Below are 25,299 nucleotides of genomic sequence, written 5' to 3'. Positions count from 1 at the left end.
GCGGCGTCGAGTTTGTACTCTTTGCGCCGCAGACTCGGGATCATAGCACCCGGCCACGGCCATAACCACGCAACATCTGTGTGGGAAAGCCGGTGCCAGGGCCTCTGCGACAGTGGCTTCGACCATCGTGCGCGCCAGCAGTTGCCTTTACAGGGCGCCGGCTTTTTTCCAGGCCAGATAACTGCTGACCAGCTCCGGGCCCAGTTCGCCCGGGCGGGCGTCGAGCACCGGCACCTCATGGGCAGCCAGGCGTTCGTGCAATTCGGCGCGGGCGTTGAGGTAGTCGAGCGTGCCGCAGTAGGCGAGGGCCTGGTCGAATTGCTCTACCGGCGTCTGGCGCAGGCGGTCCAGCGCTTCCTCGCGCAGGCTGGCGATCAGCACGCGGTGTTGGCGCGACAGGCGGCGTACGGCGGCGAGCAGATCCTGGTCATCCTCGTCGCGCAGGTTGGTCACCAGTACCACCAGCGAGCGGCGGCGCTGACGCGCCAGCAGCAAGTCGGCAGCGGCGCTGAAGTCGGCCGGTTGCTGGCTGGTGTCGAGGTCGTAGACGGCGTTGAGCAGCACGTTCAGTTGCGCGGGGCCCTTGACCGGGGCCAGGTAGCGTGACTGGTTGCCGGCGAAGGTCGCCAGGCCCACGGCATCGCCCTGGCGCAGCGCCACGTAGCTGAGCAGCAGGCAGGCATTGAGGGCATGGTCGAAGTGCGACAGCTCGTCGTCCTGGCTGCGCATGCGGCGGCCGCAGTCGAGTAGGAAGACGATCTGCTGATCGCGCTCGTCCTGATACTCGCGGGCGATGGGCATGCGCTTGCGGGCGGTGGCCTTCCAATCGATCTGACGCAGCGTGTCGCCATCACGAAATTCGCGTAGTTGGTGAAACTCCAGGCCCAGGCCGCGGCGTGGGCGCTGGCGCACGCCCAGCTGGCTCAGCCAGTCGTCCACGGCTTTGAGCTGCGCGCCGTAGAGACGCGCGAAATCCGGGTAGACGCGGCTTTCGTCGGCGAGCGGCAGCAGGCGTTTGGCCTGCCACAGGCGCAGTGGACTGGGCAGCTTCAGCTCGCACCGGGCGAAATGGAAGTGCCCGCGGATCAGCGGCTTGAGGCGATAGCTGACTCGCGTCTGCTGGCCGGGGTGCAGGGTGATGCGTTGTGGCAGGAACTCGAAGGCCATGCCTTCGGGCACATGATCGAAGACTTCGATTTCCTGTGTTTGGGTGAAATCGTGATGGGCGATCAGTTGCACCTCGCTCCAGCGTCCCAGCGGCAGGTTGCCGGGCAGCACGCGCTCCAGGCGTGGCGAACCCTGGCGGCGCAGCCACAGCCCATCGACGGAGGCGATCAGCAGCAAGGCCAGCAATAGCCCCCAGGCCAGCGGCATCAGGCTGTCTGCCAGGCGAATGCCGAGCAGTGGCAGGGCACCGAGCAGCACGGCAGCGGCGAACAGGCCGCCAAGCAGCCCAAGGAGCAGGCGCGAAGGTTTCATAGGCGCGGTGCCGGTACCTGATCGAGCAGTTGCTGCAGAACCTGATCCACTGACAGGCCTTCGATATCCAGCTCAGGTGCCAGGCGCACGCGATGACGCAGCACGGCCAGCGCGCAGCTCTTGATGTCATCCGGCAGAACGAAGTCGCCGCCACGCAGCAGTGCGCGTGCACGGGCACCGCGCACCAGGGCAATGGAGGCACGCGGCCCGGCACCCATCGCCAGGCCCGGCCAGCTGCGGGTGGCGCGGGCCAGGCGTACGGCGTAATCGAGCACCTGATCATCCAGGGGCAGGTCGCTGGCGATCTTCTGCAGCGCCAACACGTCCTTGGCTTGCAGCAGGGTACGCAGCGGGCTGACTTCGAGCATGTCGGCCTTGGCCGACCGGGTCACCTGGCGCACCATGTTCAATTCTTCGTCCTGCTGCGGATAATCCATGCGCAGCTTGAGCATGAAGCGGTCCAGCTCGGCTTCCGGCAGAGGGTAGGTGCCTTCCTGCTCGATCGGGTTCATGGTCGCCAGCACCATGAACGGCAGCTGTACCGGCAGAGCGCGACCTTCCAGGGTCACCTGGCGTTCCTGCATCACTTCCAGCAGGGCAGCCTGGGTCTTGGCCGGTGCGCGGTTGATCTCGTCGGCCAGCAGCAGGTTGGTGAATACCGGGCCCTTGCGCAGCTTGAACTGCTCGCTCTGCATGTCATACACGGCGTGGCCGGTGACATCGCTGGGCATCAGGTCCGGGGTGAACTGAATGCGTGCGAACTCGCCGCCGAAGCAGCGCGCCAGGGCGCGTACCAGGAGGGTCTTGCCCAGGCCCGGTACCCCCTCGACCAGCACGTGGCCGCCGGCGAGCAATGCGGTGAGCACGTCATCGATCACCGCGCTCTGGCCAATCACGGCCTTGCGCAGTTCGGCGCGCAGGGCCTGGGCCAACTGGCTGGCACGCTGGCGTTGCTGCACCTGCGGATTGCTCGGCGCGGCGGCCGGGGTTTCCTGCTCCGGCAGGTTGTCGTTCTCGGGGATCTCGCTCATAGGGCATTCCTGAGGGTTTGCAGGTGGGCGACCTGGCGGGTGAAATCACTGGCAGACAGGCGTTGTGGCGGCAAGGGGCGCATGGCCTGGCTGATGTCCTTGGCGGGCAGGCGGGTCAGGCGACCGAGCACCTGCCACTGATCGGCTACGGCGAGCTTCTCGAAGCCTGGGTAGCGGCGCCGCGCACGGCGATTGATGTCCTGCTGCAGGCCTTTGAGCAGGCTGTGCTGGCCACTGCGGCGAAGGAGGAAGTCGGCGCTGCCGCGCAGGTGTTCCTCGAGCTGGCGGCGTGCCCGGCTGGCCGGTGCCTGCAGCGGGCCGTGACGCACGCCAACGTGCCACAGGGCGGCGATGATCAGCAGGGCCAGGACCAGCAAGGCCAGCGGGAAATGGCGCAGCAGCAGGCGCGCCAGGCCTTCGCTGTCGGCGTGGTAGAGCAAGGTCACGGCGCTGTCCTGGCTCAGATACCAGAGCAGCCAGGCGTGGTCGTATTCGTTGATGTTGCGGTTCTGCCAGATCCACGGGTCGCTCAGTACGGTAATCAGGCCATCGCCGTGGTACAGCTGCAACAGGTGCGTGGCGGCCTCGCTGTTGGCCCAGGCATGCGCGCGATTCTGCGCGTCGTACAGGTGGAAGTCGGTGTCGAAGGCGATATAGGCCGGCGCCTGCTCGTTCTCCAGGTAGAGCTTGGTGAGTTGCGGGTAGGCCTCGCGCGCTTCGTCCTGCTGGTTTTCCGCCTGCGCCTCGCTGGCCTCTTCATCGTCCAGCTCGTCACTCATGTACTGCTGGATGCCGAGCAGGTCGAGCAACAGGTCGCCGCTCTCGCCGTCCTCTTCGTCCCACAGTCGTTCGGCGATGAACAGCAGATGACCGCCATTGGCCGTCCATTGCAGTACGCGCTCGACCTGGCGCGGCGTCATGTTGCCGCGGTCGGCCAGCAGCATCAGGGTCTGGCCTTTGCTGGGCAGATCGTCGAGCACTTCCAGGCCTTCTGCGCGGCGCGCGGCGATGCCCTGCTTGCGCAGAAAATGTTCGGCGGCCAGGTAGGGGCTGCTGGCAACCTCGGGGGCAGGGCCGTGCTCGATCACGTCTTCATACGGTTCGAGTTTGCCCAGCACGTAGCTGGCGATCAGCCCCACAACCAGCAGCAGGGTCATGGCGAGGATGAATCCGCTGCGCCGACTCATGCCGCACGCTCCTGGCCGAACAAGCTGCGCCAATCCTGGCACAGGCTCTGACGTAGGGACTCGGTGGGCACGCGGTGACCATAAGCCAGCGCCTGCCAGTGCTGGGTGAGCAGGCGACTATAGTCCTCCAGGTTCTGCTGCCCAAGGCCGGCTACCAGGTGCAGCACTTCCCCTTCGGTGTGCGACTGCTTCAGCGGCAGACGGTGTTCGTGCAGCAGGCGGCTGAGCAGGGCGCGGTAGAGCAGGCCCAGTGCCGCGCGCGGTTGTTCGGCCCAGAGCCGCTCGGCTTCGCTGGCGACGTCATCGGGCAGGCTCTCCGGCGCCAGTTCCAGGCCAAAGAGTTGTTGCGGCGCCGCTGACCGGCGCCGCGTCGGCAGGCCGATGCGCTCGCCAAAGGCCTGCAGCCATTCGCGATAGCGCCAGAAGATGAAGGCCAGCAATGCGGCCAGCGCCGCCCACAGCAGCACTTCGAAAATTTGCGCGACGACATCCAGGCTCTTCCACCACTCGCCCAGCTTGAGCAGGTTCTTGAGCATGTCGAGGAAGGCTTCGACGTCTTCCGGTTTGGGGTCTTCTGCAGGCTTCTCTTCGCCCAGACGCCAGCGCGTGACGGTTTCGCGATGCTGGAAGGGTGGCTCGTCGAGCAGCGCTTCGATGCTTTCACGTGCGGCCTGGCTGGTCAGCGGCTGCTTGAGCATGCGCGGGGCATCGGGGGCTTGCGCGTCGGTCTGCTCAACCTCTTCGCTGACGATCGGCGGCGTGTCGGCCCAGGCATCGCCTGGCAGCTGCGCCAGCAGCACAGCGCAACCGAGCAGCAGAGCGTAGGCGCTGCCAGTCAGGCGCTGGTGCAGGCGGCGGAAGGTCAGCTCGATATCCCAGGCCTCCAGGGCGGTACGGCGATTGAGATAGAGGGTAAAGCCGCAGGCGACGTAGACCGGTTCCCAGAGGATCAGCAGCAGTACGTAGAGCAGGTTGGACAGGTGCTCCAGCCACAACCACTGGCCGCTGCTGGCGGCGATCAGGCTTTCCCAGGTCCAGTCCAGCTCCATCTGTTGCGGCAGCATCAGGTAAAACAGGGCGACCAGGCCCATCCACAACGCGATTTCCAGGTGCACGCCCACCAGCGTCAGCCAGGTAGCGGCGGCGCTGTCGCGCTGGCCGAGCACCACCAGACGCTGGCTGCGCGCCTGACCGGAGAGGCCTTCGAGCTGCAGCACGGGCAGATCGAAGCTGCGCGTCGGGCTCAGACGGCGCCAGGTCAGGCTGGCCAGCAACTGTGGCCACAGCAGTTTCGGCAGCGCACGCAAAGATTGCTTCAGCGAGGGCGTATTGCCGAACAGCGCCTGCGAAAGAATGTACAGCGGCAGCCGCTCATAGGCGGGTTTGAGCCACCAGAACAGGAACACTGCCCAACCCGGATACTGCCAGAGCAGGGCGCAGAGCAGGGCGAACAGCGGCAGGGTGACCAGCGCCCAGCTGGCCATCAGCAGGCCGGCGTGACGACGGGCCAGCAGCACGCCGAGGTCGATGGCTTCCCAGGCGCTGCGCGGGCGAATGGCGACGCTGGCTTCAGTCAGGCGCATGCTGCCTCCGCCCGGCCAGTAGCAGATAGCTCAGTACCAGTACCCAGAGACCCGCACCGACGATGTACTTGATGTTCGGGCTGGCGAAGGTGGTTGACGACCAGAACGCTTCGATGAATGCGGCCAGCAGTAGGAACAGGATCACCCCGCAGACCAGCTGGATCGCCTTGCCGGCTGCCAGGCGCAGGGCTTCGCCGCGGGGCAGACGGCCCGGCGCGAGCAGCGCCCAGCCGAGCTTGAAGCCTGCCGCGCCGGCCAGGGCGATGGCGGTCAGCTCGAAGGCGCCATGGCCGATGACGAAGGACCAGAACGGCTCGCCGTAGCCGATGCGCGTCAGGTGGCCCGCCACGGCGCCGATCATCAAACCGTTGAACAGCAGAAAGAACAGGCTGCCGAGGCCCAGCAGCAGGCCGCTGGCGAAGGTCTGAAAGGCGATGCCGATGTTGTTCATGATGTAGAAGCCGAACATCACCCAGTCATCGCCGGAGCCGCGTTCGCTGAAGCGGCCGAGGCGGCGCGCATCGGGATCGTACATACGCTCCATTTCGCTGACCTGATCGGGGCTGACCAGGCTGAAGATCAGTTCGGGATAGAGGTATGTCAGCAGCCCCATCAGGGCCAGGCTGCCGAAGAACAGCAGGCTGGCGACGCAGACGCTGCGCCATTCGCTACGAACCAGGCGCGGAAAACCGCCGAACAGAAAGCGGATCATCTGCGCGCCAAGGTGGCTGCGATGACGGTAGAACTGCTGATGGCCACGCATGGCCAACTGCTGCAGTTGATCGATCAGATGGCTGCTGTAGCCGCGCGCCTGGGCCAGAGCCAGGTGCTGGCAGAGTTGTCGATAGCGGGCGGCGAAGCTCTGGCAGGTTTGCGCTTCGGCCTTGCCGCGCTCGAGTGCCTCGAGCTGGCTGTTGAAGGCATCCCAGTCCGGCTGATGGCGACTTTCGAACAGACTCTGCTTCACGGAGCGCTCCCCAGCAGGCCACGGGCGATGCCGTTGAGGCGCGGTTCTGCCTGCTCTACAGGCACCTGCAGCGGTTCGGCCAGTAGCGCCGCCAGCTCCGCTCTGCGGGCTGCGGACAACTGACTGCCACGTTCGGCGAAACCGAGGATGGCGCGTTGCTCGCCGAGGCTGAGCGGGAAGGGCGCTTGCAGCGGTTCGGCGTCGGCGAGTTGCGGTTTGCTCAGCGGCGCGTCGCGGTAGACCACCAGCGTGCCGGCGGCGATATCGCCGAGACGCTTGAACGCCGGATGGTTCAGGCAACTGATGATGCCCAGGGTGTAGCCGAACGGCAGGATGTCGACGAAGCGCAGCAGGTTGCGGGTCAGCGAGGCAGCCCAGCCGATGGGCGTGCCGTCATCGTGCACCACGCGCAGGCCAAGCATCTGCTTGCCGGGGGAGCGACCCTGGTTGAGTACCTCGAACAGCACCATGTACCACCAGGTCACGAGAAACAGCAGGATGGTGCCCAGACCCATGCCGAACTGACCGAGCAGGCCGAGGACGATGAACATCAGGGCGAGAATCAGGCCGCGAATGGCCAGGTCGATGGCGAACGCCAGGGCGCGCGGGACCAGCCCGGCCGGTCGCAGATGCAGATCGATGCCTTCCGGCGTTTCGACCTGATAGCGGGTATCCAGGGGCGGCAGGGGGGATGAAAAGCTGGCGCTTGAGCGTGAGGGCATCGGCGGACTGCATCAAGGAAAGCCCGATGCTAGCGAGCAGCGGGCCACGAACGCAACCGGGCCAGCGAGCTGGCCCGAGTCACGTCGGCTTACTGGGCGGCCGGCAGCACGCCGAAAATGGTGCGATACAGCACGCCCATGGCCACGACCATCAGCGGAATGCTCCACACCAGACCGATGCCCAGCGGAATGGCGCTGACCATGACGATCAGACCGAGCACGATGAACAGACCGAAGACCTTGAACCAGTGCTGGGTGATGGCTTTGCGCGAGGCTTCCAGCGCCTGCCAGGGCGACAGGCCGCGCTCGACCACCAGCGGGATGGCCAGCAGATAGGCAACGCCCAGGTAGATGCCGGGGATCAGCAGCAGGATCATGCCGAGGTAGATCAGCAGCATCATCACCACGGCGGTGATGATCAGCGGTACGGTGCGGCCAAAGTGGCTGAAGATCTCGTTGAAGCTCAGCGGTTGGTCGGCCGCACGGCGAATGCCGACCATGTTGATGCCGGCCATGAAGGGGTAGGCCAGTGCCGAGGCCAGCAGCGAAATCAGGATCTCGCCGACGAATACCAGAAACAGGTTCTCGCTCAGCGCGCCGAAGATGCCCACTACGCCGCCGAGGATGAAAGTGGCTGCCAGAAGCACCACGTAGAACACCAGGAAGCCACCGATGATGATGCCTTTGGTGCCTTTGACCTTGCTCCAGGACTCACTCAGCAGTTCGCCGATGCTGAAGTCATAACCGCGTGCCAGGGCCTCTTCGATGCTCGGCGCATGGCCCAGAGACGACTGTTGCAGGTCGCTGGTGGGGGCTGCGTAGGGATTGGGGGTGATCGCGTCACTCATGGCTGCGTCCTTGTACAGAGTGGAAGAGGAGCGCCAATGCTAATGGTTACAGCATTTTTCTCAAGTGCAGTGCGTCCGTTCATGCGGCACCTGTGCGCTGGTTCATGCTTTTGCCGGCGGCGGCGAGGCCGGAGGTGAATGATAGACTGGCGGCAATTTTGCCTTGGGTACGGAGCCGCCAATGACTTCCAGCATTTTCTGGTACGACTACGAGACCACCGGGATCAACCCGCGTTGTGATCGTCCGTTGCAGGTGGCGGGCATCCGTACCGACGAGGCGCTGAACGAGATCGGCGAGCCGCTGAACATCTATTGCCGGCCCAGCGACGATATCCTGCCGCACCCGGCTGCCTGCCTGGTGACCGGTATCGAGCCGCAGCGCCTGCTGCAGCTGGGCCTGGACGAGGGTGAGTTCATCACCCGGGTGCATGCCGCGCTGTCGGCGCCGGGCACCTGCGGCGCCGGCTACAACAGCTTGCGCTTCGATGACGAGGTGACGCGCTACAGTCTCTACCGCAATTTCTTCGACCCGTACGCCCGCGAATGGCAGGGCGGCAACAGCCGTTGGGACCTGATCGATCTGGTCCGTACCGCCTACGCGCTGCGCCCTGAGGGCATCGAGTGGCCCGAGGAAGACGGGCGTGTATCGCTCAAGCTGGAGCGGCTGACCCAGGCCAACGGCATCGATCACGGCCAGGCGCACGATGCGCTGTCCGACGTGCGTGCGACCATCGGCCTGGCGCGCCTGCTGCGTGAGCGGCAGCCTCGGCTCTACGACTTCCTCTATCAGCTGCGCAGCAAGCAGCGGGTCATGGATCAGATTCGCCTGCTGCAGCCGGTGCTGCATATTTCCGGACGTTTCTCTGCGGCGCGTCACTATCTGGCGCCGGTGCTGCCGTTGGCATGGCATCCGCGCAATCGTAACGCGCTGATCGTCTGCGACCTGCAGGCCGATCCATCGCCCTTGCTGGACCTGGATGCCGAAGTCCTGCGCAGTCGCCTCTACACGCGCCGCGAAGACCTGGCCGAGGGCGAAGCGCCGGTACCTTTGAAGTTGCTGCATATCAACCGCTGTCCGGTGGTGGCGCCCTTGGCCGTGCTGCGTGAGACGGATCGTCAGCGGCTGCAGCTGGACTGGTCGCTCTGCGAGCGCAACGTCGAGGCCCTGAAGAACGCGCAGTCGCTGTGGCAGGACAAACTGGCCGCCATCTACCGCGAGGAGCCCTTCACCGGCAGCAGCGATCCTGAGCAGCAGCTCTACGATGGTTTTATCGGCGACCGTGATCGTCGCCTGTGCGAACAGGTGCGTAGTGCTCAGCCTCAGTCGTTGGCCGACGACAAATGGCCATTCGATGATGCGCGACTGCCGGAGTTGTTGTTTCGTTATCGCGCGCGCAACTTTCCCGACAGCTTGTCGCCCGACGAAGGTCAGCGCTGGGTGGATTTTTGCCGGCAGCGATTGAGCGATCCACAGTTCGGCGCTCCCAATACTCTGGGGCAATTTCGCGCAGCGCTGGAGCAATCGCGGCTTGGCTGCAGCCCCCGGCAACTGCAACTTCTGCAACAGTGGCAGGCCTATGCAGAAGAACTGCAGGCGCGTTTTGCTGTGGATGGGATCGTGGTCTGATTTCGTCCAGGACTGCTATGCCAACGGGATGAAAACGCTCGCGCTCGTCAGCTGTTTCCAAGAAAAAGTCTAGGCGTTGGGAACTTTCGCGGGTGCAGGATCACGCCTGCTGACGGCACAGTAAAACTACTGCTAATTGAGCGTGCCAACTCGCTACTCAAAAACATTGCCTAAAACTGCTTTTCTGACGCATGAAAAAAATACCGGCAATAAAAAACGCCAGCATGGCTGGCGTTTAGCGGTGTTGCCCTGGCGTTAGCCCAGCAGCGTGGCCCAGCCCTCGACGGCGTCGGCGCCCCACTTGGCCTTCCACTCTTTCAGCGTCTTGTGGTTGCCGCCTTTGGTTTCGATCACTTCACCACTGTGCGGGTTCTTGTATTGCTTGACCTTGCGCGCGCGCTTGGTGGCAGCAGGCTTGGCGGAACGGACGCCTTTGCCGCTTTTGGCTTCAGGATCGAGCAGAGCAATGATGTCGCGCAGCGACTTCTGATATTCGCCCATCAGGGTGCGCAGCTTGCCTTCGAATTCCAGCTCTTTCTTTAGCTTGTCGTCTTGCGACAGGTTCTTCAGGCGTTCTTGCAGTTCTTTGATGGCTTCTTCTGTAGCGCGGTATTCATTGATCAGCGACATGGGCGTTACCTTGGCGTGAATAAGTCTGTGGTAGTCAACAGTGGCCTAATAATAGTCAGGCACTAATAACAAGTAAACAGCGGCACATAAAATTGCTGCAGTGCAATGCAACCCTTTGTGTCGACTAGGCCTAAATTAAATCGACTATTACAAATAGCGCTGGGAAGTTTTCCAGGCTCCACGCTAATGGGTTAGCCGGGCGTCCTAAGCCGAGCGCCCGTCGTCGCCCTACTGCAGTTTTGCCGGCTTATCGTTAGAATGGCCGGCTTTATGCGCCGCCATTGGGATCTTAGTTATGCGCACGTTCAGATTGGTGATTTCCTGCCCCGACCGCGTCGGCATCGTTGCCAAAGTCAGTAATTTTCTCGCCACCTATAACGGCTGGATCACCGAAGCCAGTCACCACTCCGACACGCAGAGTGGCTGGTTCTTCATGCGTCACGAAATTCGTGCCGACTCGCTGCCATTCGATCTGGAGGGTTTCAAGCAGGCGTTCTCGCCCATCGCTCGCGAGTTCTCCATGGAGTGGCGCGTCACCGACTCGGCGCAGAAGAAGCGCGTGGTGCTGATGGCCAGTCGCGAATCGCACTGCCTGGCCGACTTGCTGCACCGTTGGCACAGCAATGAACTTGATTGTGAGATCCCCTGCGTGATCGCCAACCATGACGACCTGCGCAGCATGGTCGAATGGCATGGCATTCCCTATTTCCATGTACCGGTCGATCCTGCGGACAAGGCACCGGCCTTCGCCGAGGTGGAGCGTCTGGTCAAGGAGCATGGGGCCGATGTCATCGTTCTGGCGCGCTACATGCAGATTCTGCCGCCAGCGCTGTGCGCCGAATTCGCCCAGCGCGTGATCAATATCCATCACAGCTTCCTGCCGTCCTTCGTCGGTGCCAAGCCTTACCACCAGGCCTCTCTGCGTGGCGTGAAGCTGATCGGTGCAACATCTCATTACGTTACCGAAGAACTGGATGCTGGTCCGATCATCGAACAGGATGTAGTCCGCGTGACGCATCGCGACGATATCGAGGAAATGGTGCGCCTGGGCAAGGACGTGGAGAAGATGGTTCTGGCACGTGGGCTACGCTATCACTTGGAAGACCGAGTGCTGGTACACGACAACAAGACGGTGGTGTTCGACTGATCTTGCTGCGTGGGCCGGCCCGGCGTACGTCAGAGGAGAAAGCCCATGCTCAAGTCCATCAAGGTGCGCGATTACATGACTCGCCATCTGGTGACGTTCCGATCGGATACGGATCTGTTCACTGCCATCAATCGACTGCTGGAGCACCGGATTTCCGGAGCGCCGGTGGTCGACTCCCAAGGTCATCTGATTGGCCTGCTGTCGGAAGGGGACTGCTTGCGTGGCATTCTCTCCGGTGCCTACTACGAAGCTATCGGCGGCACTGTCAGCACCTATATGACCACTGCGGTGGAGACGGTCAGCCCGGAGGCGGACATCATCGAACTGTCGGAGCGTTTCCTGCGTGGCCGGCGCCGGCGCATGCCGGTGATCGAGAATGGCCGTCTGGTCGGACAGATCAGTCGCCATGACGTGCTTCGGGCGGTCAAGGAGTTCGCCCAGCACGAGCAGGGCGAGCTGAGCATCGGTTGAGGGCAGGGGTGATGAGCGATCCACTAGACAAGGCGACCTCCAAGGCGCCGCCGACATTGGGCGAGGGCTGCGTGCGGCGTTACGACCCCGATGCACTCAGCGAAGAAGATGGCACCGAGTTCGCCGAAGCCGCCGAGCTGTGGCGACAGTTGCAGGAGCGACAGGGGCCTAAGACCGAGCAGGAGTGACGAGCGAAAAGGGCGCTGTGGCGCCCTTCGTCATGTCCAGCAGGTATTACTGATCGATACATGAAGCACTCGGCCTGCCGTGATCATCGAGATTGCAGGTTTTTGCTCATGTGATCTTGCGTGCGCATCGCTCTGCAACCAGTCTTGTGTACCACGGCTGCGCTTGAAAGTGCTTTCGCGGCCGCTCACGGCTTCCAGGGGATGGCAAGATGCCTTTGAATTCGCAGTTCGTATTGGGTGCAGGCAGTGATGGCCAGGCGGTGGGGCAGCCGCTGCGACTGGGCAATCGTCACGGCCTGATCGCCGGCGCCACAGGTACCGGCAAGACGGTAACCCTGCAACGCTTGATCGAGACTTTCAGCGATGCCGGGGTGGCGGTATTCGCCGCCGATGTCAAAGGCGATTTGTGTGGCCTCGGTGCTGCCGGTGCGCCTCAGGGCAAGATCGCCGAACGCATTGCCAGCATGCCCTGGCTCGATCATCAGCCTCAGGCCTACCCGGTGACCCTGTGGGACGTGCATGGGCAGAGCGGTCACCCTTTGCGCACCACGCTCAGCGAGATGGGGCCATTGTTGCTTGGCGCACTGCTGGAGCTGACCGATAGCCAGCAGGCCGCGCTCTACGCGGCATTCAAGGTGGCTGATCGCGAAGGTCTGCTGCTGCTCGATCTGAAGGACCTGAAGGCGCTGCTCGGCTACCTCAAGGACAATCCGCAGGTGCTCGGGGAAGACGCGGCGCTGTTCACCAGCACCTCCGCGCAGGCGTTGCTGCGGCGTCTGGCAGGCCTGGAACAGCAGGGCGCAGAGGCGCTGTTCGGCGAGCCGGCGTTACAGCTCGAGGATCTATTGCACCCGGACCGCGATGGCCGTGGCCGCGTGCACCTGCTCGATGCCACGCGCCTGGTCCACGAAGCGCCCAAGGTGTATGCGACCTTTCTGCTGTGGCTGCTGGCCGAACTGTTCGAGCAGTTGCCGGAGCGTGGCGATGCCGACAAACCGGTACTGGCGCTGTTCTTCGATGAGGCGCACCTGCTTTTTCAGGGCACGCCAAAGGCCCTGCAGGAGCGCCTGGAGCAAGTGGTGCGGTTGATTCGCTCAAAGGGCGTCGGGGTGTATTTCGTCACCCAGTCGCCGGGAGACCTGCCGGATGATGTGCTGGCCCAGCTCGGCCTGCGCATCCAGCACGGCCTGCGCGCCTTCACCGCCAAGGAGCAGAAGGCCTTGCGCGCCGTGGCCGACGGCTTTCGTCCGAATCCGGCGTTCAACACGCTTAGCGTGTTGACGGAGCTGGGTATAGGTGAGGCCTTGGTCGGAACCCTGGAGGAGAAGGGCACACCGGCGATGGTCCAGCGCGTGGCCATCGCCCCACCGCAGTCGCGTATCGGCCCGCTGAGCGATTCGGAGCGTGCGGCACTGGTACGCCAGTCATCGCTCGCGGGGCGCTACGACAAGCCTGTCGACCGGGAATCGGCCTATGAGCTGCTCACTGCGCGCGCCGCCCAGGCGGCCGCCGAGGCGCCGGCACAGCCGACTACGAAGGCCAAGGCCGCTACGCAGGAGCAAGGGCTGGGGCAGATGGCGGGAGAGTTGATTGGCGGGGCGGTGAAAAGTGCCTTGCGCCAAGCGGCCAACCAACTGGGCCGGCAACTGGTGCGAGGGTTGATGGGGTCGCTGATGGGCGGCAAGAAGCGCTAGGGAAACGCTGAAATAACAGTAGGGCGGGTGAAACTGGCGATTGCAGTTTTGGCGGGTTTCACACGCCCTACTTAGGTTCGAAGTTGGACCTAGCTGGCAACTTCGTCGGCGGCGTCGCGTTTTTCCTGGCGTTCTTTCTCGATTTTTTCGATTTCTTTGTCGAAGGCCTGATCGAGCAGGCTGGGTTTCTTGCGCCAGGGTTTGCGATCCGGGTCCGGCTGAGCGGCGTAGGTGATGACTTCTCCGCCGTATACATCCTTGTAACGCTGCGCCTGGCGCTCGAGTTCGGCGCGCAGTTCGTCTTTCGTCACTGGTTTTACCTGTATGTAGTTATGATCGGCCCACGACGCGTGAAGCGCCTGGCTTCACTGTTGCGGTCGGGAGTCGATCTAAAGGGTCGTACGCCTTGGGGGCGTGGAAGAGGGGTTTACAAAGTTCGCGCTTTGCATCGCTCTCCGTCTCTGCGGTTACTTATCTATTTGTAAGTTTTTCGCGAGAAAAGTTGCACAGTGCAACTGGCGTGTATTATCGCCGACGTCTCATGAATGTCCAGTAATCAGCCGGACAGCGCCTGATAATGCAGGCTGAAACTCAGTCGACAGCTTTGCCCCGGAGCCAGTAACTGCAGGCCTGGACGCTGTGCCAGATGATGCGCATTGACCGGGTGGGTGACGGGCTCGAAACAGAAGAAGTTCTGTGCTTGCGGGCAAAACAACAGAAATACATCGCTGCCCTGTGCTGTGCAGACGAGTTGATAACCGGCGTCCTGCTGGATGATGCGGGCGTCGCCGGGCCATTGGGTAAAGGCATTATCGACAAGTTGCTGCGGCAGCAGTGTTGGCTCGTCGAAGTTCCAGGCCTGGGGCAACTCGACCCACTGACTGGAAAGTTTGTTTTCGCCACATAACCAGACGCCTGCAGCTTTGGCCTGTATCCGAGTGTGCTCATTGCGTGGCAGATAAGGATGTAGGCCGAGGCCATACCAGGTGGGCTGCTCGCCAAGATGAGTGGCTTGTAACGTCAGGCGCAGGCAGCCGTCGATTAATTGAACATGCAATGTGGCGCGGTAGGGGAATGGCGAGTGGCTGTCGAGTTGCAGGCCTACGCTGTCGGATGTCACGTCGACTACTTGCCAGGGCTGTTGCCAGGCGCTGCCATGAATCGGCAGCGGCTCATGGTCGGTATTGGCGCTCAGTGCCTGCCAGCCGGCAGGCGTATCGAAGCCGCCGCCACCGATGCGATTGGACCAGGGAAGCAATGGGTAGCAGGCCAGACGCCTAGGGTTGGCGGCGGCTAGCGCCTGTTCGTCACTGTGCCGAAGCAGTGCTCGGCCATCGCTTAGGCGAACCCAGTTGACCAGACTTGCGCCCAGGTCCGGAGCCATGGTCAGTTGTGTCAGGCTATCGCGCAGGGTCAGCAGAGTAGTTGGCATTTGGCGCTCCAATGGCGGTAAATGTCGGGAATTCATAGTGTCATCGTACAACTGCTGGGCTATCATTACGGCAAAGCCTCAAGTCGAGTATCCGCCCACCATGGAAATGCAAAACGCTCAACCACGTGCTCGTCGCAAGCACCGCAGCCTGGCCCAGGAGTTGGTGGCCGAGCTGTCGCAACGCATTCGCGATGGACATATCAAGCGCGGTGAGAAGTTGCCGACGGAGTCGGCGATCATGGAAGAGCAGGGCGTCAGCCGTACCGTGGTGCGCGAGGCGTTGTCGCGTTTGCAGGCGGCCGGCCTGGTGGAGACCCGTCACGGCATCGGCACCTTCGTGCTGGATACACCCAGTGCCAGCGGTTTTCGCATCGACCCGGCGACCATCGTCACCTTGCGCGACGTGCTGGCCATCCTCGAGTTGCGCATCAGTCTCGAGGTGGAGTCGGCCGGCATGGCGGCTGCTCGGCGCAGCGACGTTCAGCTCAAAGCCATTCGCGAGGCACTGGACGCGATCAACGACGGCGCCGCGCATGCCAGTGATGCGGTGTCCTCGGACTTTCATTTCCACCTGCGCATTGCCGAGGCCACCGGCAACCGCTATTTCACCGATATCCTCAGTCATCTGGGCACCAGCATCATCCCGCGTACCCGGGTCAACTCCGCCGGCCTGGCGCGTGACGATCACACCCATTACATGGCGCGCCTGGAGCGCGAGCACGAGCAGATCTTCGAGGCCATCGCGCGCCAGGACGCCGAGGCGGCGCGAGCGGCCATGCGCTTGCACCTGACCAACAGTCGCGAGCGCCTGCGTCAGGCGCACGAAGCGGCCGAGGCCGAAGCGCTGCACGGCTGAAACTGGATGAATGAACTCGGCGGCCCAAGGCCGCCGAGTTCGTTTCTGCAGTGAGAAAAAGCGGGCGGGCATGGCTTCTCAGCAGCCTTTTTGAGACGCAGGTAGTTTCAAGGGCTGTTAGCGACGATAGGCGAGGGCGACGATACCGCCGACCACGATCAGGCCGCCGACCACCTGCAGAATCCCCAATACCTGACCCAGGATCAGCCAGCCCAGCACCATGCCGGCCACCGGCTCCATGTTCATCACCGGTGCGTTACGCGCGATGTTCAGGCGCGGCATGCAGATGAACAGGGTGGAGAAGGCGGCGCCATAGAGCAGCACCAGACAGCCCAGCGCGATCCAGCCAACGCTGGCATTGGGCAGGCTCAAGCCGCCCGGGATCAGTCCGCTGGCGCCGAGCAAGGTAGAGGCACTGAACACCACGGCCAAAGTCAGCATGCTGCGTACCGAGCCGGCCAGGCTGGAAAGGCGGTTTTCGGTGATCCACAGGGCGACGGCGAATACCCCGGCAGCGGTCAGGCTGAAGAGAATTCCCGCGATCCATTCGCCATCCAGCGCGGCACTGCCAGTCAGGCGTCCGGGAACATCGAGCACCAGCACCAGGCCGAACAGGATCACGCCCATGATCGCCAGCGCCTGGCGCGTCGGTGCCGGGCCGCCGAGCGCCCAGGTGAGCAGAGCCAGGAGAATCGGCGACAGGTTCACCACCAGCAATGCCAGCGCCACTGGAATCCGCGCTACGGCCGAGTAGATGCAGAAGCTCTGGATGGCGATCAGCAGGCCCAGCAGAATCTGCCAGCCCCAGGTGGCGCGGCCCAGTTTCAACGACTCGCGTCGCCACAGCACCAGCGCCACCAGCACCAGCAGGGTCACGCCGGCACGCGCGAGCATCGCCAGGAGCAGGCCGGTGTCGTGATCGAAGGCGATTCGCGCGGCGATATGGTTGCCGGCGAACGAGCAGGCCAGCGACGCGAGAATCAGGACGGCGATGTGACGGGGAAACGGGGTGGAACCTTGCATGACGTAAATCCTGTTGGTCATGGTCTTGTGCAGCGCTTGTCGGCGACTGCGGTGTCTCGGCCCTAAAGCAAAACGCCGCCCGGTTGGGCGGCGTTTCGTTCAATGCCCTGGGTTGGCGGTCAGAGCACCACGCTCGGCAGCCACAGCGAGATGGCGGGGATGTAGGTAACGGCCATCAGCACGGCGAACAGTGCGATGTAGAACGGCAGCAGCGCCTTGACGGTGCTCTCGATGCTGACCTTGCCGATGGCGGCGCCGACGAAGAGTACCGCACCTACCGGAGGCGTGATCAGACCGATACCGAGATTGACCAGCATGATCATGCCGAAATGCACAGGATCGACGCCGAACGAGGTCACCACCGGCAGCAGGATCGGGGTGAGGATCAGGATCAGCGGCGCCATGTCCATCAGCGTGCCCAGCACCAGCAGCATGAAGTTGACGCACATCAGGATCACGTAACGGTTGTCCGACAGGGTCAGGAACGCGGTGGTGATCTTCGACGGAATCTGCATCAGGGTCATGATGTAGCCGAAGCTGGCGGCGAAGGCGATCAGGATCATCACGATCGACAGCGTGCGCACGGTGCGGTGCAGCATCTTCGGCAGTTCATTCCACTTGTAGTCGCGGTAGATGAACATGGTCACGAAGAAGGCCCAGACCACGGCAACGGCCGCCGACTCGGTGGCGGTGAACACGCCGCTGAGGATACCGCCGAGGATGATGACCATGGTCATCAGGCCCCACAGAGCTTCGACGCAGATTTTCAGCGCCTGGCGCAGCGGAATCACTTCACCCTTGGGGTAGTTGCGCTTCTTGGCGAACATCAGGCACAGCGTCGCCATGGTGAAGCTCAGCAGCAGGCCCGGGCCGATGCCGGCGACGAACAGCGCGGCGATGGACACCGTACCGCCAGCGGCCAGCGAGTAGATCACCGAGTTGTGGCTGGGCGGGGTGAGCAGCGCCTGTACCGAGCCGGAGACGGTGACTGCAGTGGAAAACTCGCGCGGGTAGCCTTTCTTTTCCATTTCCGGGATCAGCACCGAACCGACCGAGGCGGTATCGGCCAGGGAGGAACCGGAGATGGCGCCGAAGAAGGTCGAGGCGGTGATGTTGACCAGCGACAGGCCTCCGCGGACGAAGCCCACCAGGACCCCGGCGAAGGCCACCAGGCGCCGAGCCATGCCCCCTTCGGCCATGATCGCGCCGGCCAGGACGAAGAACGGAATGGCCAGCAGGGAGAATTTGTTCACGCCGCCGGCGATCTGAATCATCACCGCGTGTAGCGGAATGTCGATGTACCAGGCGCCGATCAGGGTGGCCAGGCCAAGGGCATAGGCGACCGGGACGCGCAGCAGAATCAGGACAATGAAGCTGCCCAGCAGGATGGCGGCATCCATTACACGGACTCCTTGGAATCTTCGCAGTTCTCGTAATCGACGACGCGGCGTTTGTGCTGGTCGCCGTAGAGCAGTTGTTCGATGACGAACAGCAGGGTGATCAGGCCGCCCAGCGGAATCGGCGCGTAGCTGATACCGACACGCATCCAGGTCAGCGTGCTGAGGTACTGGTTCCAGGTGGCGACGCACAGCTTGTAGCCCCAGATCAGCATGAACAGGGCGATGGCGCCCATGGCCAGGCGTACGAACAGGGTAAGAAAGGGTTGCGCCGCTTCGGGCAGGCGGTCGCTCAGCACCTGCACGGCCATGTGCGCACCGGCGCGGTAGCTGGCAGCGGCGCCGACGAAGGTGAACAGCACCATCAGCAGGATGGCGATGGGTTCGGGCCAGCCCAGGCCCTGACCGAGTGCGTAACGGCTGAACACGCCCCAGGGGATGATCAGGGCCATGACCACGATCGCCAGGCCGGCGGTCGCGATACAGGCACGGTAGATGACGTCATTGACGCCCAGAACCAGGTTTTTCATGAGACTTTCACCGGTAGCGCGGCGCAGGCAGGGAGCCGGCGCCGCGCGCTTGCGCGTGGATTACTGAACGGCTTCGATGCGCTTGATCAGATCGGCGAACTGGGCGCCGTACTTCTCACGTACCGGGGCGGTAGCGTCGTAGAAGGGCTTGGTGTCGACTTCGATGAACTCGACGCCTTCAGCCTTGAGCTTCTCGTCGCTGGCCTTTTCCTTGGCAACCCACAGGTCGCGCTCTTCCAACTGGGCCTCTTTGGCCAGCTTCTTGACCAGCTCCTGCTGCTCGGGGGTGAGCTTCTCCCAGGTGGTCTTAGACATCAGCAGCGGCTCGGGGAGGATCAGGTGATGCGTCTGGGTGTAGTACTTGGCGGCACGGAAGTGGTTGTGCTCGAGTAGGGTCGGCGAGTTGTTCTCGGCGCCGTCGATCACACCGCTTTGCAGGGCGCTGAAGATTTCACCGGTGTCCATGGCGATGCCGTTGGCACCCATGGCGTTGAGGGTGTCGATGAACAGCGGGTTGCCGATCACGCGGATCTTCATGCCCTTGAGGTCTTCCAGCTTGCGTACCGGCTTCTTGGTGTAGAGGCTGCGGCTGCCGGCTTCCATCCACGCCAGACCGACCATGTTGAAGTCGGAGTTGGTGATGGCGTCGAGGATTTCCTGACCGATCTCGCCGTCGACCACCTTGCGCATGTGGTCGATGTCGCGGAATACGAACGGCATGTTGAAGACGTTGGTAGCCGGAACCACCGGGCCGACCGAGCCGAGGCTGACGCGGGTCAGCTGAACGGCGCCGATCTGGGTCTGTTCGATCACTTCCTTCTCGGAACCCAGCACACCGCCTGCGAACATGCGGGACTTGATTTCACCATTGGTGGCGGCTTCCAGTTTCTTGCCGAGGTTTTCCATGGCGACTACGGTCGGGTAGCCGGCAGGGTGGATTTCGGCAATTTTCAGGGTCGTCTCGGCCTGTACGAAGGAAGACAGACCGAGCGCTAGCGGAAGTGTGGCGAGAAGCAACTTGCGTTTGAGGTTCATGCGGAAAACTCCGTCTTGTTGTTGTTGGTGAACAGCAGTGCAGTCCGGTGCCGCGAACGGCCCGGGGTGAATCGGATCAGGGTTTGAAGGCAGGCTCCTCGATACCGCATACGCCAGCCTGCAGGGCGAATACGCCGCCGGCCAGCGGCTGGTCGGAGAGGTCGCCGCCGGGGCGGATCGAGGTGACGAACAGGGTGTCCAGATTCGCGCCGCCGAAGGCGCACATGGCGGGCTTCTTCACCGGCACGGCCAGCGAACGGTCGAGGCGGCCATCGGGCGTGAAGCGGTGCACCAGGCCCTCGTCGTTGCCGCAGATCCAGTAGCAGCCGTCGACATCCATCGCAGCGCCGTCCGGGCGGCCCGGATGCTGCGTCATGTCGATGAACAGGCGGCGGCTGTGCGGCGTGCCGCTGTCGGTGTCGTAATCGAAGGCCCAGACACTTTGTACGCTCGGGTGTGAATCGGAGAGGTAGAGGGTGCGGCCATCTGGGCTGAAGGCCAGGCCGTTGGGCACGATAAAGTCGGCGAGTACCTGCTGCAGCTGGCCGTCGTAACGATACAGCGCGCCGACGCGGGCGCCTGCGGCCATGTCCAGCAGCATGGTGCCGGCCCAGAAGCGGCCCTGGCGGTCGCAGCGGCCATCGTTGAAGCGCATTTGCGGGCGGGCGTGCTCGACCTGCGCCAGGCGTTCGGCCTGCACCTTGCCATCGTCTTGCGGGCGCAGATGGAAAATGCCGCTCTGCATGCCAGCGAGCCAGCCGCCAGCCGGATGCATGGCGATGCAGGCGAGCATTTCCTCGGCCTGCCAGCTCTGCGTCTGGCCAGTGGCGGCGGACCAGCGATACAGGCGTCCGGCGGGGATATCGGCCCAGTACAGGGCCTGTTCGGCTGTATTCCAGACCGGGCTTTCACCCGTGGCGTTGCGCGCATCGACAATCAGTTCGGCTGTCATGGCAGGGGCGCTCTAGTTGTTGTTATGGCATCGGGTGGCGGTGGGGCGACGTTTCAGTCGTCGCCGAATGGGCCTGCTGCGACGAAGGCGCCGCCCTGGTAAATGCGTGCCGGGTCGTCCGCGGCCGGCATCGGCTGCGCCTCGACCTTGTCGCGGAACACTTCCGAGCTGTCCTTGGGCTTGAAGCCCAGGTGCGCGGCCTTGCTGTTGTCCCACCACACGTCGCGGTTATCCGACATGCCGTAGACCACGGTGTGGCCGACATTTTCGGTGTACAGGCAGCGTTCGATCAGGTGGGTGAGGTCGTCGTAGCTCAGCCAGGTGCTCATCATGCGGCGGTTGGCTGGCTCGGGGAAGGAAGAGCCGATGCGGATGCTGACGGTCTCGATGCCGTAGCGATCGAAATAGAAGCTGGCCATGTCCTCGCCGTAGGATTTGGACAGGCCGTAATAGCCATCCGGGCGGCGCAGGCAGTTGGCGTCGAGATGCTCGTCCTGCTTGTAGAAGCCGATGACATGGTTGGAGCTGGCGAACACCACGCGTTTCACGCCATGGCGGCGCGCGGCTTCGTAGACATGGAACACGCCACTGATATTGGCGCCGAGGATTTCTTCGAAGGGGCGCTCGACCGAGACACCACCGAAGTGCAGGATGGCGTCGACGCCTTCGACCAGTTGATGCACCGCGGCCTTGTCTGCCAGATCGCAGCGCACCACTTCTTCATGGGAGCCGGCGGCAGGGGCCATCTCGCCGATGTCGGACAGGCGCAGAATGTTGGCGTAGGGGCGCAGACGTTCGCGCAGTACCTTGCCGAGTCCGCCGGCGGCGCCGGTCAGCAGCAGGCGATTGAAGGGGCGCAGTTCGCTGGAGATCGTGGTCATGGCGGGGCCTGGACTCTTGTTGCTTGTTGTTATTGGTTTGTCATACGTTGTCGTATGACTTGAATCGATTATCAGCACCAGCCTGGTCAATGTCAACGTGACAGTGGCGGGAATTTGATAAGGGCGCTCTGCCTGTCGCCAGGCTCGTTGGACAGATTCGGTCTCGCTGTCGGGCCAATGGAAATTTCGATTTGCCCGCTCTATTACGGCGGTTTCTCGTATGTGCTCGAAGTATTTCGGAGAACCTGGCGGTGGTTTCGGTGAACCGCTGGAGTGTGATCGGCTCGGCGTATTTGACTAAAGTTGTATGACAACGTATCTCGGCGAACGTGGAGCGTGCTTGTGCAAGGCGCTTGATTGATTTGGAGGCGTGAGATGGGCAGGAAACCTGCCGGTATTCGCAGCAGTGCGGCACCGACGCTGATCGACGTGGCCAGGGTGGCGGGGGTGTCGCCGATCACCGTATCACGCGCGCTCGGCCGACCTGAAGTGGTCACCGATGCGACCCGCAAGCGCGTACTGGAGGCGGTGCGCGCGACCGGTTACGTGCCCAATCTGGCCGCCGGCTCGTTGGCATCCAGCCGCAGCCGGCTGGTGGCGATCTTCCTGCCGACCATCGCCAACTCGATCTTCGCCGACACCGTGCAGGCGCTGACCGACCGCCTGGCTGCCGCCGGCTACCAGACCCTGCTGGGCCTGACCGGATACCGCCCCGAGCAGGAGGAGGCCTTGCTCGAAGCGGTGCTGGGGCGGCGCCCGGACGGTATCGTGCTGACCGGAACCGAGCATTCCCAAGCCAGCCGTGAGCGCCTGGCGCGGGTCGGCATCCCGCTGGTCGAGGCCTGGGATCTGTGCGAGCACCCGGTGGACATGCTGGTCGGCTTCTCCCACGAGGCCGTCGGCCAGGCGGTGGCGCGCTACCTGATCGGCAAGGGATACCGCCGGGTGTCGGCGGTAGGTATCGATGATCCGCGGGGCCTGCGCCGTTATCGCAGTCTGGTCGCGGCGCTGCACGGGCACGTTGCGGCGCCAGTGGCGGCGCAGATTCTGCCGGCACCGGCGACGCTCGCGGTCGGCCGTGAAGGCCTGGCGCGCCTGCTGCAGGAGGGCGCTGCCGGTGAGGTGGTGGTGTGCAGTTCCGATACGGTGGCGCAGGGCGTGCTGGCCGAGGCGCTGAGTCGTGGCTTGCGTATCCCCGAGGATCTGGCGGTGATGGGCTTCGGCGACCTTTCCAGCGCGGCGCATACCTATCCGCCGCTCTCCACCGTGCGGGTGGACGGGGCGCGTATTGGCTGCGCCATTGCCGAAGCGCTGCTGGAGCGTATTGCCGAGCCAGCAGCTGCGCGTCAGCCACTGCGCTTGGACGTGGGTTTCGAACTGATCGAGCGCGGCAGCGCCTGAGCCCGGCACGCTCAGCTCAGCTCAGCTCAGGTCATGGCTCAGGCCAGGCGCAGGTGGTTGTCCCAGAGGCCGGCCGGTAGCTGCAGGGCGTTGGTGACGATGCGCGCGCCGCGGCAATCGTAAAGGCGGCAACGGCCCTGACCGGAGGTGACCACGAAGCCATCGGCCACCGCGCCGACACCTGCGCAGTCAGGCAGCGGCACGTCGAGGCGCACCTCGGCGCTGTCCAGATCCCAGATGAAGAAGCGGTTGCCGCGCGGTGCGGTCATCGCCAGCAGGCGCAGCTCGTCATGGATGGCCACGCTGGCGGTGTACTGGTTCATCGCCGCGCGCTGCGCCTCGCCAAGGGGAAAGGGCTGGTACGGCTTACCGGGTCGTTTGATTGCCAGCAGCGGTACGGCATCGTGCATGTCGCCCATGTACTGCTGGCCGCTGACCACGGTGCCGTCGCGAGCCACGGCCAGGTGGCGGATGCTGTTTTGTTGATCGGCCAGGTACTCCTGGCTGACCAGGCTGCCGTCGCGCTTGATCAGCACCAGGCTGGCCTGCATGGCATCGAGGTTCATGTCGACGCGGCTTTCCGCTTCGGTGCGGATGCCGCCGTTGGCCACCACCAGGGTTTCGCCATCGGGCATCCACAACAGCTGGTGCGGGCCGACGCCGTGCGTGCCGTGTTCGCCGTCGCGTTGCAGTCGCTCAGCGTCCAGGCGATAGACGCCGAGCACGCCGCGTCCGGGTTCGGTGGTGTCGTTCTCGGTGGTGTACAGCCATTCGCCGCCCTTGTGGAACACCGCGTGGCCGTTGAAGTGGCGCCCGGCTGGTGAGCTGAGCGTTTGCAGCAGGCGGCCGTTGCGGGTGTCGATCAGGTAACTTTCAGTACTCGGGCGGCGGCCGACGAACAATGCCAGCGGCAAGGTCGGGTGCGGCACCACATCGTGGCAGCGTTCGTTTACCGGGGTGGCGAATGCGCGTTCACCGTCGAGGCGATAACCGACCGCGTAGTGCTTGCCATCGGCGTCGTCACGGGCCGACAGCAGTAGCGGTTGCCCCGAGGGGCCGAACAGCGTCCAGCCGCCGAAGGCGCCCGCAGCCGCCAGGCTGGCCGCAGCCGCGCCGAGACCGAGAAAGGTTCTGCGTTGCATCCGTCAGTCCCCGTCGTGCGCGTTGAAGCCGATCTGTACGCCGAGGGCCCTGGCCAGCTCGCTTTCCTGCAGGCGATGCAGGCGGTTGAGGCTGTCGTACAGCTCGTTCAACTGCGTGCGGCCGGCTTCGCTGGCCAACCGTTCGGTGAGCGGCAGGTCCAAGGCGGCCAGGCGCTGGCGCGTGTCGAGGTAGGCGGCGTCGATGCGTTGCGCCAGCTCGGCCTGGTCGCTGCCCAGCAGCGCTTGTAGGCCGTCCTTGTTGTTGCCGTGCCAGAGCAGTTCGGCGCTGGCCAGTGCCGAGCCGAGGTTGGCCAGGCTGGCACCGCTGCGCCAGGATTCGGCCTGGTAGGGCTGGGGGATGCCCTTGGTCTGGCGGCCGAGCGGCGCGCCGAGTTTTTTCTTCAGGCCATCGATGCCGCTGACCTGAACGCGCAACAGTTCAGCCACCGCTTCCTTGGAGTCGGCGTAGCGCTCGTTGGGGAACTGCTTGAGCTGCGCGGCCATACCGCTCTCGTCGGCCTGCCATTGCGCGACGATGTCGGTAGCGAGGGCTTGCTGATGTTGACCGATGGCCTGCAGCAACGGGCAGTAGCGGGCTTTCTGCTCAGCCTGGGTCAGATCGATGTCGGCGTCGAACAGCACGTATTCGGAGGCGGTCAGGCCCTGCACCACGACGCTGGCGCTGGCGAGGTCGGCCTGGGTCAGTTGCGGCTTGTTCTTGAGCAGCGCCTCGACCTGGCGCTGCACCAGGTTCTTCTTGTCCGGCCAGAACTGTACCTGCCAGGCGCGGTTGCCCTCGGCCAGCGGGCCGAGCATCAGCGGCTGCAGCGCCGACCATGCACTCATGGCGCCGAGAAAGGCCTGGCGCGCGGCGGGCAGGTCGGCGCTGCCGGCGCAGAAGGCCGCAGCACGTTCGGCCAGTTGGCGATCGGCTTCCTGCCAGCTGGTATAGGCCGGCAGCAACACGCCGTCGGTGAGCGCGCCGGTGACCTTGGCGGTCTGATCCTGCTGGCCGCAGCCGACCAGGGCCAGGCCGAGCAGGGAGGCGATCAGGCTTTTATGCAACATCTCGGGCT

25 protein-coding genes are annotated in these 25,299 nt (G+C 63.8%); 7 read left to right on the top strand and 18 right to left on the bottom strand.

Translation table 11 applies throughout. The features are described 5' to 3' along the window. Positions 1 to 147: 147 nt before the first annotated feature. From P3C50_RS10000 to P3C50_RS09970, 7 genes are all read right to left on the bottom strand, one after another. Positions 148 to 1,479, bottom strand: a complete 1,332-nt coding sequence (locus tag P3C50_RS10000; protein ID WP_275545889.1) for a DUF58 domain-containing protein — start codon at positions 1,477 to 1,479, stop codon at positions 148 to 150. Continuing rightward, positions 1,476 to 2,510 carry an AAA family ATPase gene (locus P3C50_RS09995; protein ID WP_275545888.1) on the bottom strand — a complete coding sequence of 345 codons (1,035 nt, stop codon included), beginning with the start codon at positions 2,508 to 2,510 and terminating at the stop codon, positions 1,476 to 1,478. Before P3C50_RS09995 ends, P3C50_RS10000 begins: the two co-directional genes overlap by 4 nt. Next, on the bottom strand, positions 2,507 to 3,697 hold the full coding sequence (locus P3C50_RS09990) for a DUF4350 domain-containing protein (protein ID WP_275545887.1): 1,191 nt from the start codon (positions 3,695 to 3,697) through the stop codon (positions 2,507 to 2,509). The genes P3C50_RS09995 and P3C50_RS09990 overlap by 4 nt, the downstream gene beginning before the upstream one ends. After that, the gene (locus P3C50_RS09985) at positions 3,694 to 5,280 is read right to left on the bottom strand and encodes a DUF4129 domain-containing protein (protein WP_275545886.1); all 1,587 of its coding nucleotides are present in this window, start codon (positions 5,278 to 5,280) and stop codon (positions 3,694 to 3,696) included. Before P3C50_RS09985 ends, P3C50_RS09990 begins: the two co-directional genes overlap by 4 nt. Beyond that, positions 5,267 to 6,247: a stage II sporulation protein M gene (locus tag P3C50_RS09980; protein WP_275545885.1), complete on the bottom strand. Its 981-nt coding sequence runs from the start codon at positions 6,245 to 6,247 to the stop codon at positions 5,267 to 5,269. The genes P3C50_RS09985 and P3C50_RS09980 overlap by 14 nt, the downstream gene beginning before the upstream one ends. Next, complete coding sequence (locus tag P3C50_RS09975; RefSeq protein ID WP_275545884.1) at positions 6,244 to 6,969, bottom strand: RDD family protein; 726 nt, start codon at positions 6,967 to 6,969, stop codon at positions 6,244 to 6,246. The genes P3C50_RS09980 and P3C50_RS09975 overlap by 4 nt, the downstream gene beginning before the upstream one ends. Before the next feature lie 89 nt (positions 6,970 to 7,058). Then, positions 7,059 to 7,817, bottom strand: coding sequence for a hypothetical protein (locus P3C50_RS09970; RefSeq protein WP_275545883.1), 759 nt, complete (start codon positions 7,815 to 7,817; stop codon positions 7,059 to 7,061). Between the two features lie 181 nt (positions 7,818 to 7,998). Here P3C50_RS09970 and sbcB point away from each other — a divergent pair, with 181 nt between their 5' ends. Next, a complete protein-coding gene (sbcB, locus tag P3C50_RS09965; protein WP_275545882.1) occupies positions 7,999 to 9,444 on the top strand; it encodes an exodeoxyribonuclease I in 1,446 nt (481 codons plus the stop codon). Between the two features lie 255 nt (positions 9,445 to 9,699). Here the strand turns inward: sbcB and mvaT are convergent, their stop codons facing one another. Continuing rightward, entirely contained in the window at positions 9,700 to 10,074 is a 375-nt protein-coding gene (gene mvaT / locus P3C50_RS09960; RefSeq protein WP_275545881.1) for a histone-like nucleoid-structuring protein MvaT, read from the bottom strand. Between the two features lie 295 nt (positions 10,075 to 10,369). Between mvaT and purU the strand changes: the two genes are divergently transcribed. From purU to P3C50_RS09940, 4 genes are all read left to right on the top strand, one after another. Then, on the top strand, positions 10,370 to 11,221 hold the full coding sequence (purU, locus tag P3C50_RS09955) for a formyltetrahydrofolate deformylase (protein WP_275545880.1): 852 nt from the start codon (positions 10,370 to 10,372) through the stop codon (positions 11,219 to 11,221). Positions 11,222 to 11,266: 45 nt separating this feature from the next. Next, positions 11,267 to 11,692: a CBS domain-containing protein gene (locus tag P3C50_RS09950; RefSeq protein WP_275545879.1), complete on the top strand. Its 426-nt coding sequence runs from the start codon at positions 11,267 to 11,269 to the stop codon at positions 11,690 to 11,692. 11 nt (positions 11,693 to 11,703) lie between these two features. Then, positions 11,704 to 11,880, top strand: a complete 177-nt coding sequence (locus P3C50_RS09945; protein WP_197856236.1) for a hypothetical protein — start codon at positions 11,704 to 11,706, stop codon at positions 11,878 to 11,880. Positions 11,881 to 12,089: 209 nt separating this feature from the next. Next, positions 12,090 to 13,574 carry a helicase HerA-like domain-containing protein gene (locus P3C50_RS09940; RefSeq protein ID WP_275545878.1) on the top strand — a complete coding sequence of 495 codons (1,485 nt, stop codon included), beginning with the start codon at positions 12,090 to 12,092 and terminating at the stop codon, positions 13,572 to 13,574. Between the two features lie 89 nt (positions 13,575 to 13,663). Here the strand turns inward: P3C50_RS09940 and P3C50_RS09935 are convergent, their stop codons facing one another. Then, a complete protein-coding gene (locus P3C50_RS09935; protein WP_197856234.1) occupies positions 13,664 to 13,885 on the bottom strand; it encodes a hypothetical protein in 222 nt (73 codons plus the stop codon). 245 nt (positions 13,886 to 14,130) lie between these two features. Next, a complete protein-coding gene (locus P3C50_RS09930; protein ID WP_275545877.1) occupies positions 14,131 to 15,006 on the bottom strand; it encodes an aldose 1-epimerase in 876 nt (291 codons plus the stop codon). 100 nt (positions 15,007 to 15,106) lie between these two features. Between P3C50_RS09930 and P3C50_RS09925 the strand changes: the two genes are divergently transcribed. Then, positions 15,107 to 15,862, top strand: a complete 756-nt coding sequence (locus P3C50_RS09925; RefSeq protein WP_197856232.1) for a FadR/GntR family transcriptional regulator — start codon at positions 15,107 to 15,109, stop codon at positions 15,860 to 15,862. A gap of 117 nt (positions 15,863 to 15,979) precedes the next feature. Here P3C50_RS09925 and P3C50_RS09920 read toward each other — a convergent pair whose 3' ends face one another. The 6 genes from P3C50_RS09920 to P3C50_RS09895 all read right to left on the bottom strand — a co-directional run bounded on the left by P3C50_RS09920 (position 15,980) and on the right by P3C50_RS09895 (position 21,680). Then, positions 15,980 to 16,885 carry an EamA family transporter gene (locus tag P3C50_RS09920; RefSeq protein ID WP_275545876.1) on the bottom strand — a complete coding sequence of 302 codons (906 nt, stop codon included), beginning with the start codon at positions 16,883 to 16,885 and terminating at the stop codon, positions 15,980 to 15,982. Between the two features lie 119 nt (positions 16,886 to 17,004). Further along, positions 17,005 to 18,285 carry a TRAP transporter large permease gene (locus P3C50_RS09915; RefSeq protein WP_197856230.1) on the bottom strand — a complete coding sequence of 427 codons (1,281 nt, stop codon included), beginning with the start codon at positions 18,283 to 18,285 and terminating at the stop codon, positions 17,005 to 17,007. Beyond that, the gene (locus P3C50_RS09910; protein WP_197856229.1) at positions 18,285 to 18,812 is read right to left on the bottom strand and encodes a TRAP transporter small permease; all 528 of its coding nucleotides are present in this window, start codon (positions 18,810 to 18,812) and stop codon (positions 18,285 to 18,287) included. Before P3C50_RS09910 ends, P3C50_RS09915 begins: the two co-directional genes overlap by 1 nt. 60 nt (positions 18,813 to 18,872) lie before the next feature. After that, entirely contained in the window at positions 18,873 to 19,847 is a 975-nt protein-coding gene (locus P3C50_RS09905) for a TRAP transporter substrate-binding protein (RefSeq protein WP_197856228.1), read from the bottom strand. Positions 19,848 to 19,923: 76 nt separating this feature from the next. Beyond that, positions 19,924 to 20,799 (bottom strand): SMP-30/gluconolactonase/LRE family protein, encoded by an 876-nt coding sequence (locus P3C50_RS09900; RefSeq protein ID WP_275545875.1) that lies wholly within the window; start codon positions 20,797 to 20,799, stop codon positions 19,924 to 19,926. A 53-nt stretch (positions 20,800 to 20,852) separates the two neighbouring features. Next, the gene (locus P3C50_RS09895) at positions 20,853 to 21,680 is read right to left on the bottom strand and encodes an NAD-dependent epimerase/dehydratase family protein (RefSeq protein WP_275545874.1); all 828 of its coding nucleotides are present in this window, start codon (positions 21,678 to 21,680) and stop codon (positions 20,853 to 20,855) included. Positions 21,681 to 22,055: 375 nt separating this feature from the next. On the opposite strand from P3C50_RS09895, the gene P3C50_RS09890 reads away from it, so the two are divergent. Next, a complete protein-coding gene (locus tag P3C50_RS09890) occupies positions 22,056 to 23,081 on the top strand; it encodes a LacI family DNA-binding transcriptional regulator (protein ID WP_275545873.1) in 1,026 nt (341 codons plus the stop codon). A 38-nt stretch (positions 23,082 to 23,119) separates the two neighbouring features. On the opposite strand, the gene P3C50_RS09885 is transcribed toward P3C50_RS09890, so the two are convergent. Both P3C50_RS09885 and P3C50_RS09880 read right to left on the bottom strand, forming a co-directional pair. Next, entirely contained in the window at positions 23,120 to 24,223 is a 1,104-nt protein-coding gene (locus P3C50_RS09885; RefSeq protein ID WP_197856224.1) for a DUF1513 domain-containing protein, read from the bottom strand. A gap of 3 nt (positions 24,224 to 24,226) precedes the next feature. Continuing rightward, positions 24,227 to 25,291: an imelysin family protein gene (locus tag P3C50_RS09880; protein ID WP_197856223.1), complete on the bottom strand. Its 1,065-nt coding sequence runs from the start codon at positions 25,289 to 25,291 to the stop codon at positions 24,227 to 24,229. Positions 25,292 to 25,299 lie beyond the last annotated feature (8 nt).

The organism is Pseudomonas sp. Marseille-Q0931, from assembly GCF_940789645.1.
Classification (GTDB): Bacteria; Pseudomonadota; Gammaproteobacteria; order Pseudomonadales; family Pseudomonadaceae; genus Aquipseudomonas.
This window is presented reverse-complemented; position numbering and strand designations above follow the sequence as displayed.

Bases quoted from the DNA above. Each gene is read 5' to 3' on its own strand.
- mvaT (WP_275545881.1), bottom strand. From the start codon at position 10,074: ATGTCGCTGATCAATGAATACCGCGCTACAGAAGAAGCCATCAAAGAA.
- P3C50_RS09890 (WP_275545873.1), top strand. From the start codon at position 22,056: ATGGGCAGGAAACCTGCCGGTATTCGCAGCAGTGCGGCACCGACGCTG.
- P3C50_RS09885 (WP_197856224.1), bottom strand. From the start codon at position 24,223: ATGCAACGCAGAACCTTTCTCGGTCTCGGCGCGGCTGCGGCCAGCCTG.
- P3C50_RS09920 (WP_275545876.1), bottom strand. From the start codon at position 16,885: ATGCAAGGTTCCACCCCGTTTCCCCGTCACATCGCCGTCCTGATTCTC.
- P3C50_RS09970 (WP_275545883.1), bottom strand. From the start codon at position 7,817: ATGAGTGACGCGATCACCCCCAATCCCTACGCAGCCCCCACCAGCGAC.
- P3C50_RS10000 (WP_275545889.1), bottom strand. From the start codon at position 1,479: ATGAAACCTTCGCGCCTGCTCCTTGGGCTGCTTGGCGGCCTGTTCGCC.
- P3C50_RS09930 (WP_275545877.1), bottom strand. From the start codon at position 15,006: ATGCCAACTACTCTGCTGACCCTGCGCGATAGCCTGACACAACTGACC.
- P3C50_RS09950 (WP_275545879.1), top strand. From the start codon at position 11,267: ATGCTCAAGTCCATCAAGGTGCGCGATTACATGACTCGCCATCTGGTG.
- P3C50_RS09905 (WP_197856228.1), bottom strand. From the start codon at position 19,847: ATGAACCTCAAACGCAAGTTGCTTCTCGCCACACTTCCGCTAGCGCTC.
- P3C50_RS09900 (WP_275545875.1), bottom strand. From the start codon at position 20,799: ATGACAGCCGAACTGATTGTCGATGCGCGCAACGCCACGGGTGAAAGC.
- purU (WP_275545880.1), top strand. From the start codon at position 10,370: ATGCGCACGTTCAGATTGGTGATTTCCTGCCCCGACCGCGTCGGCATC.
- P3C50_RS09910 (WP_197856229.1), bottom strand. From the start codon at position 18,812: ATGAAAAACCTGGTTCTGGGCGTCAATGACGTCATCTACCGTGCCTGT.
- P3C50_RS09925 (WP_197856232.1), top strand. From the start codon at position 15,107: ATGGAAATGCAAAACGCTCAACCACGTGCTCGTCGCAAGCACCGCAGC.
- P3C50_RS09985 (WP_275545886.1), bottom strand. From the start codon at position 5,280: ATGCGCCTGACTGAAGCCAGCGTCGCCATTCGCCCGCGCAGCGCCTGG.
- P3C50_RS09895 (WP_275545874.1), bottom strand. From the start codon at position 21,680: ATGACCACGATCTCCAGCGAACTGCGCCCCTTCAATCGCCTGCTGCTG.
- P3C50_RS09975 (WP_275545884.1), bottom strand. From the start codon at position 6,969: ATGCCCTCACGCTCAAGCGCCAGCTTTTCATCCCCCCTGCCGCCCCTG.
- P3C50_RS09880 (WP_197856223.1), bottom strand. From the start codon at position 25,291: ATGTTGCATAAAAGCCTGATCGCCTCCCTGCTCGGCCTGGCCCTGGTC.
- P3C50_RS09990 (WP_275545887.1), bottom strand. From the start codon at position 3,697: ATGAGTCGGCGCAGCGGATTCATCCTCGCCATGACCCTGCTGCTGGTT.
- P3C50_RS09940 (WP_275545878.1), top strand. From the start codon at position 12,090: ATGCCTTTGAATTCGCAGTTCGTATTGGGTGCAGGCAGTGATGGCCAG.
- P3C50_RS09915 (WP_197856230.1), bottom strand. From the start codon at position 18,285: ATGGATGCCGCCATCCTGCTGGGCAGCTTCATTGTCCTGATTCTGCTG.
- sbcB (WP_275545882.1), top strand. From the start codon at position 7,999: ATGACTTCCAGCATTTTCTGGTACGACTACGAGACCACCGGGATCAAC.
- P3C50_RS09945 (WP_197856236.1), top strand. From the start codon at position 11,704: ATGAGCGATCCACTAGACAAGGCGACCTCCAAGGCGCCGCCGACATTG.
- P3C50_RS09995 (WP_275545888.1), bottom strand. From the start codon at position 2,510: ATGAGCGAGATCCCCGAGAACGACAACCTGCCGGAGCAGGAAACCCCG.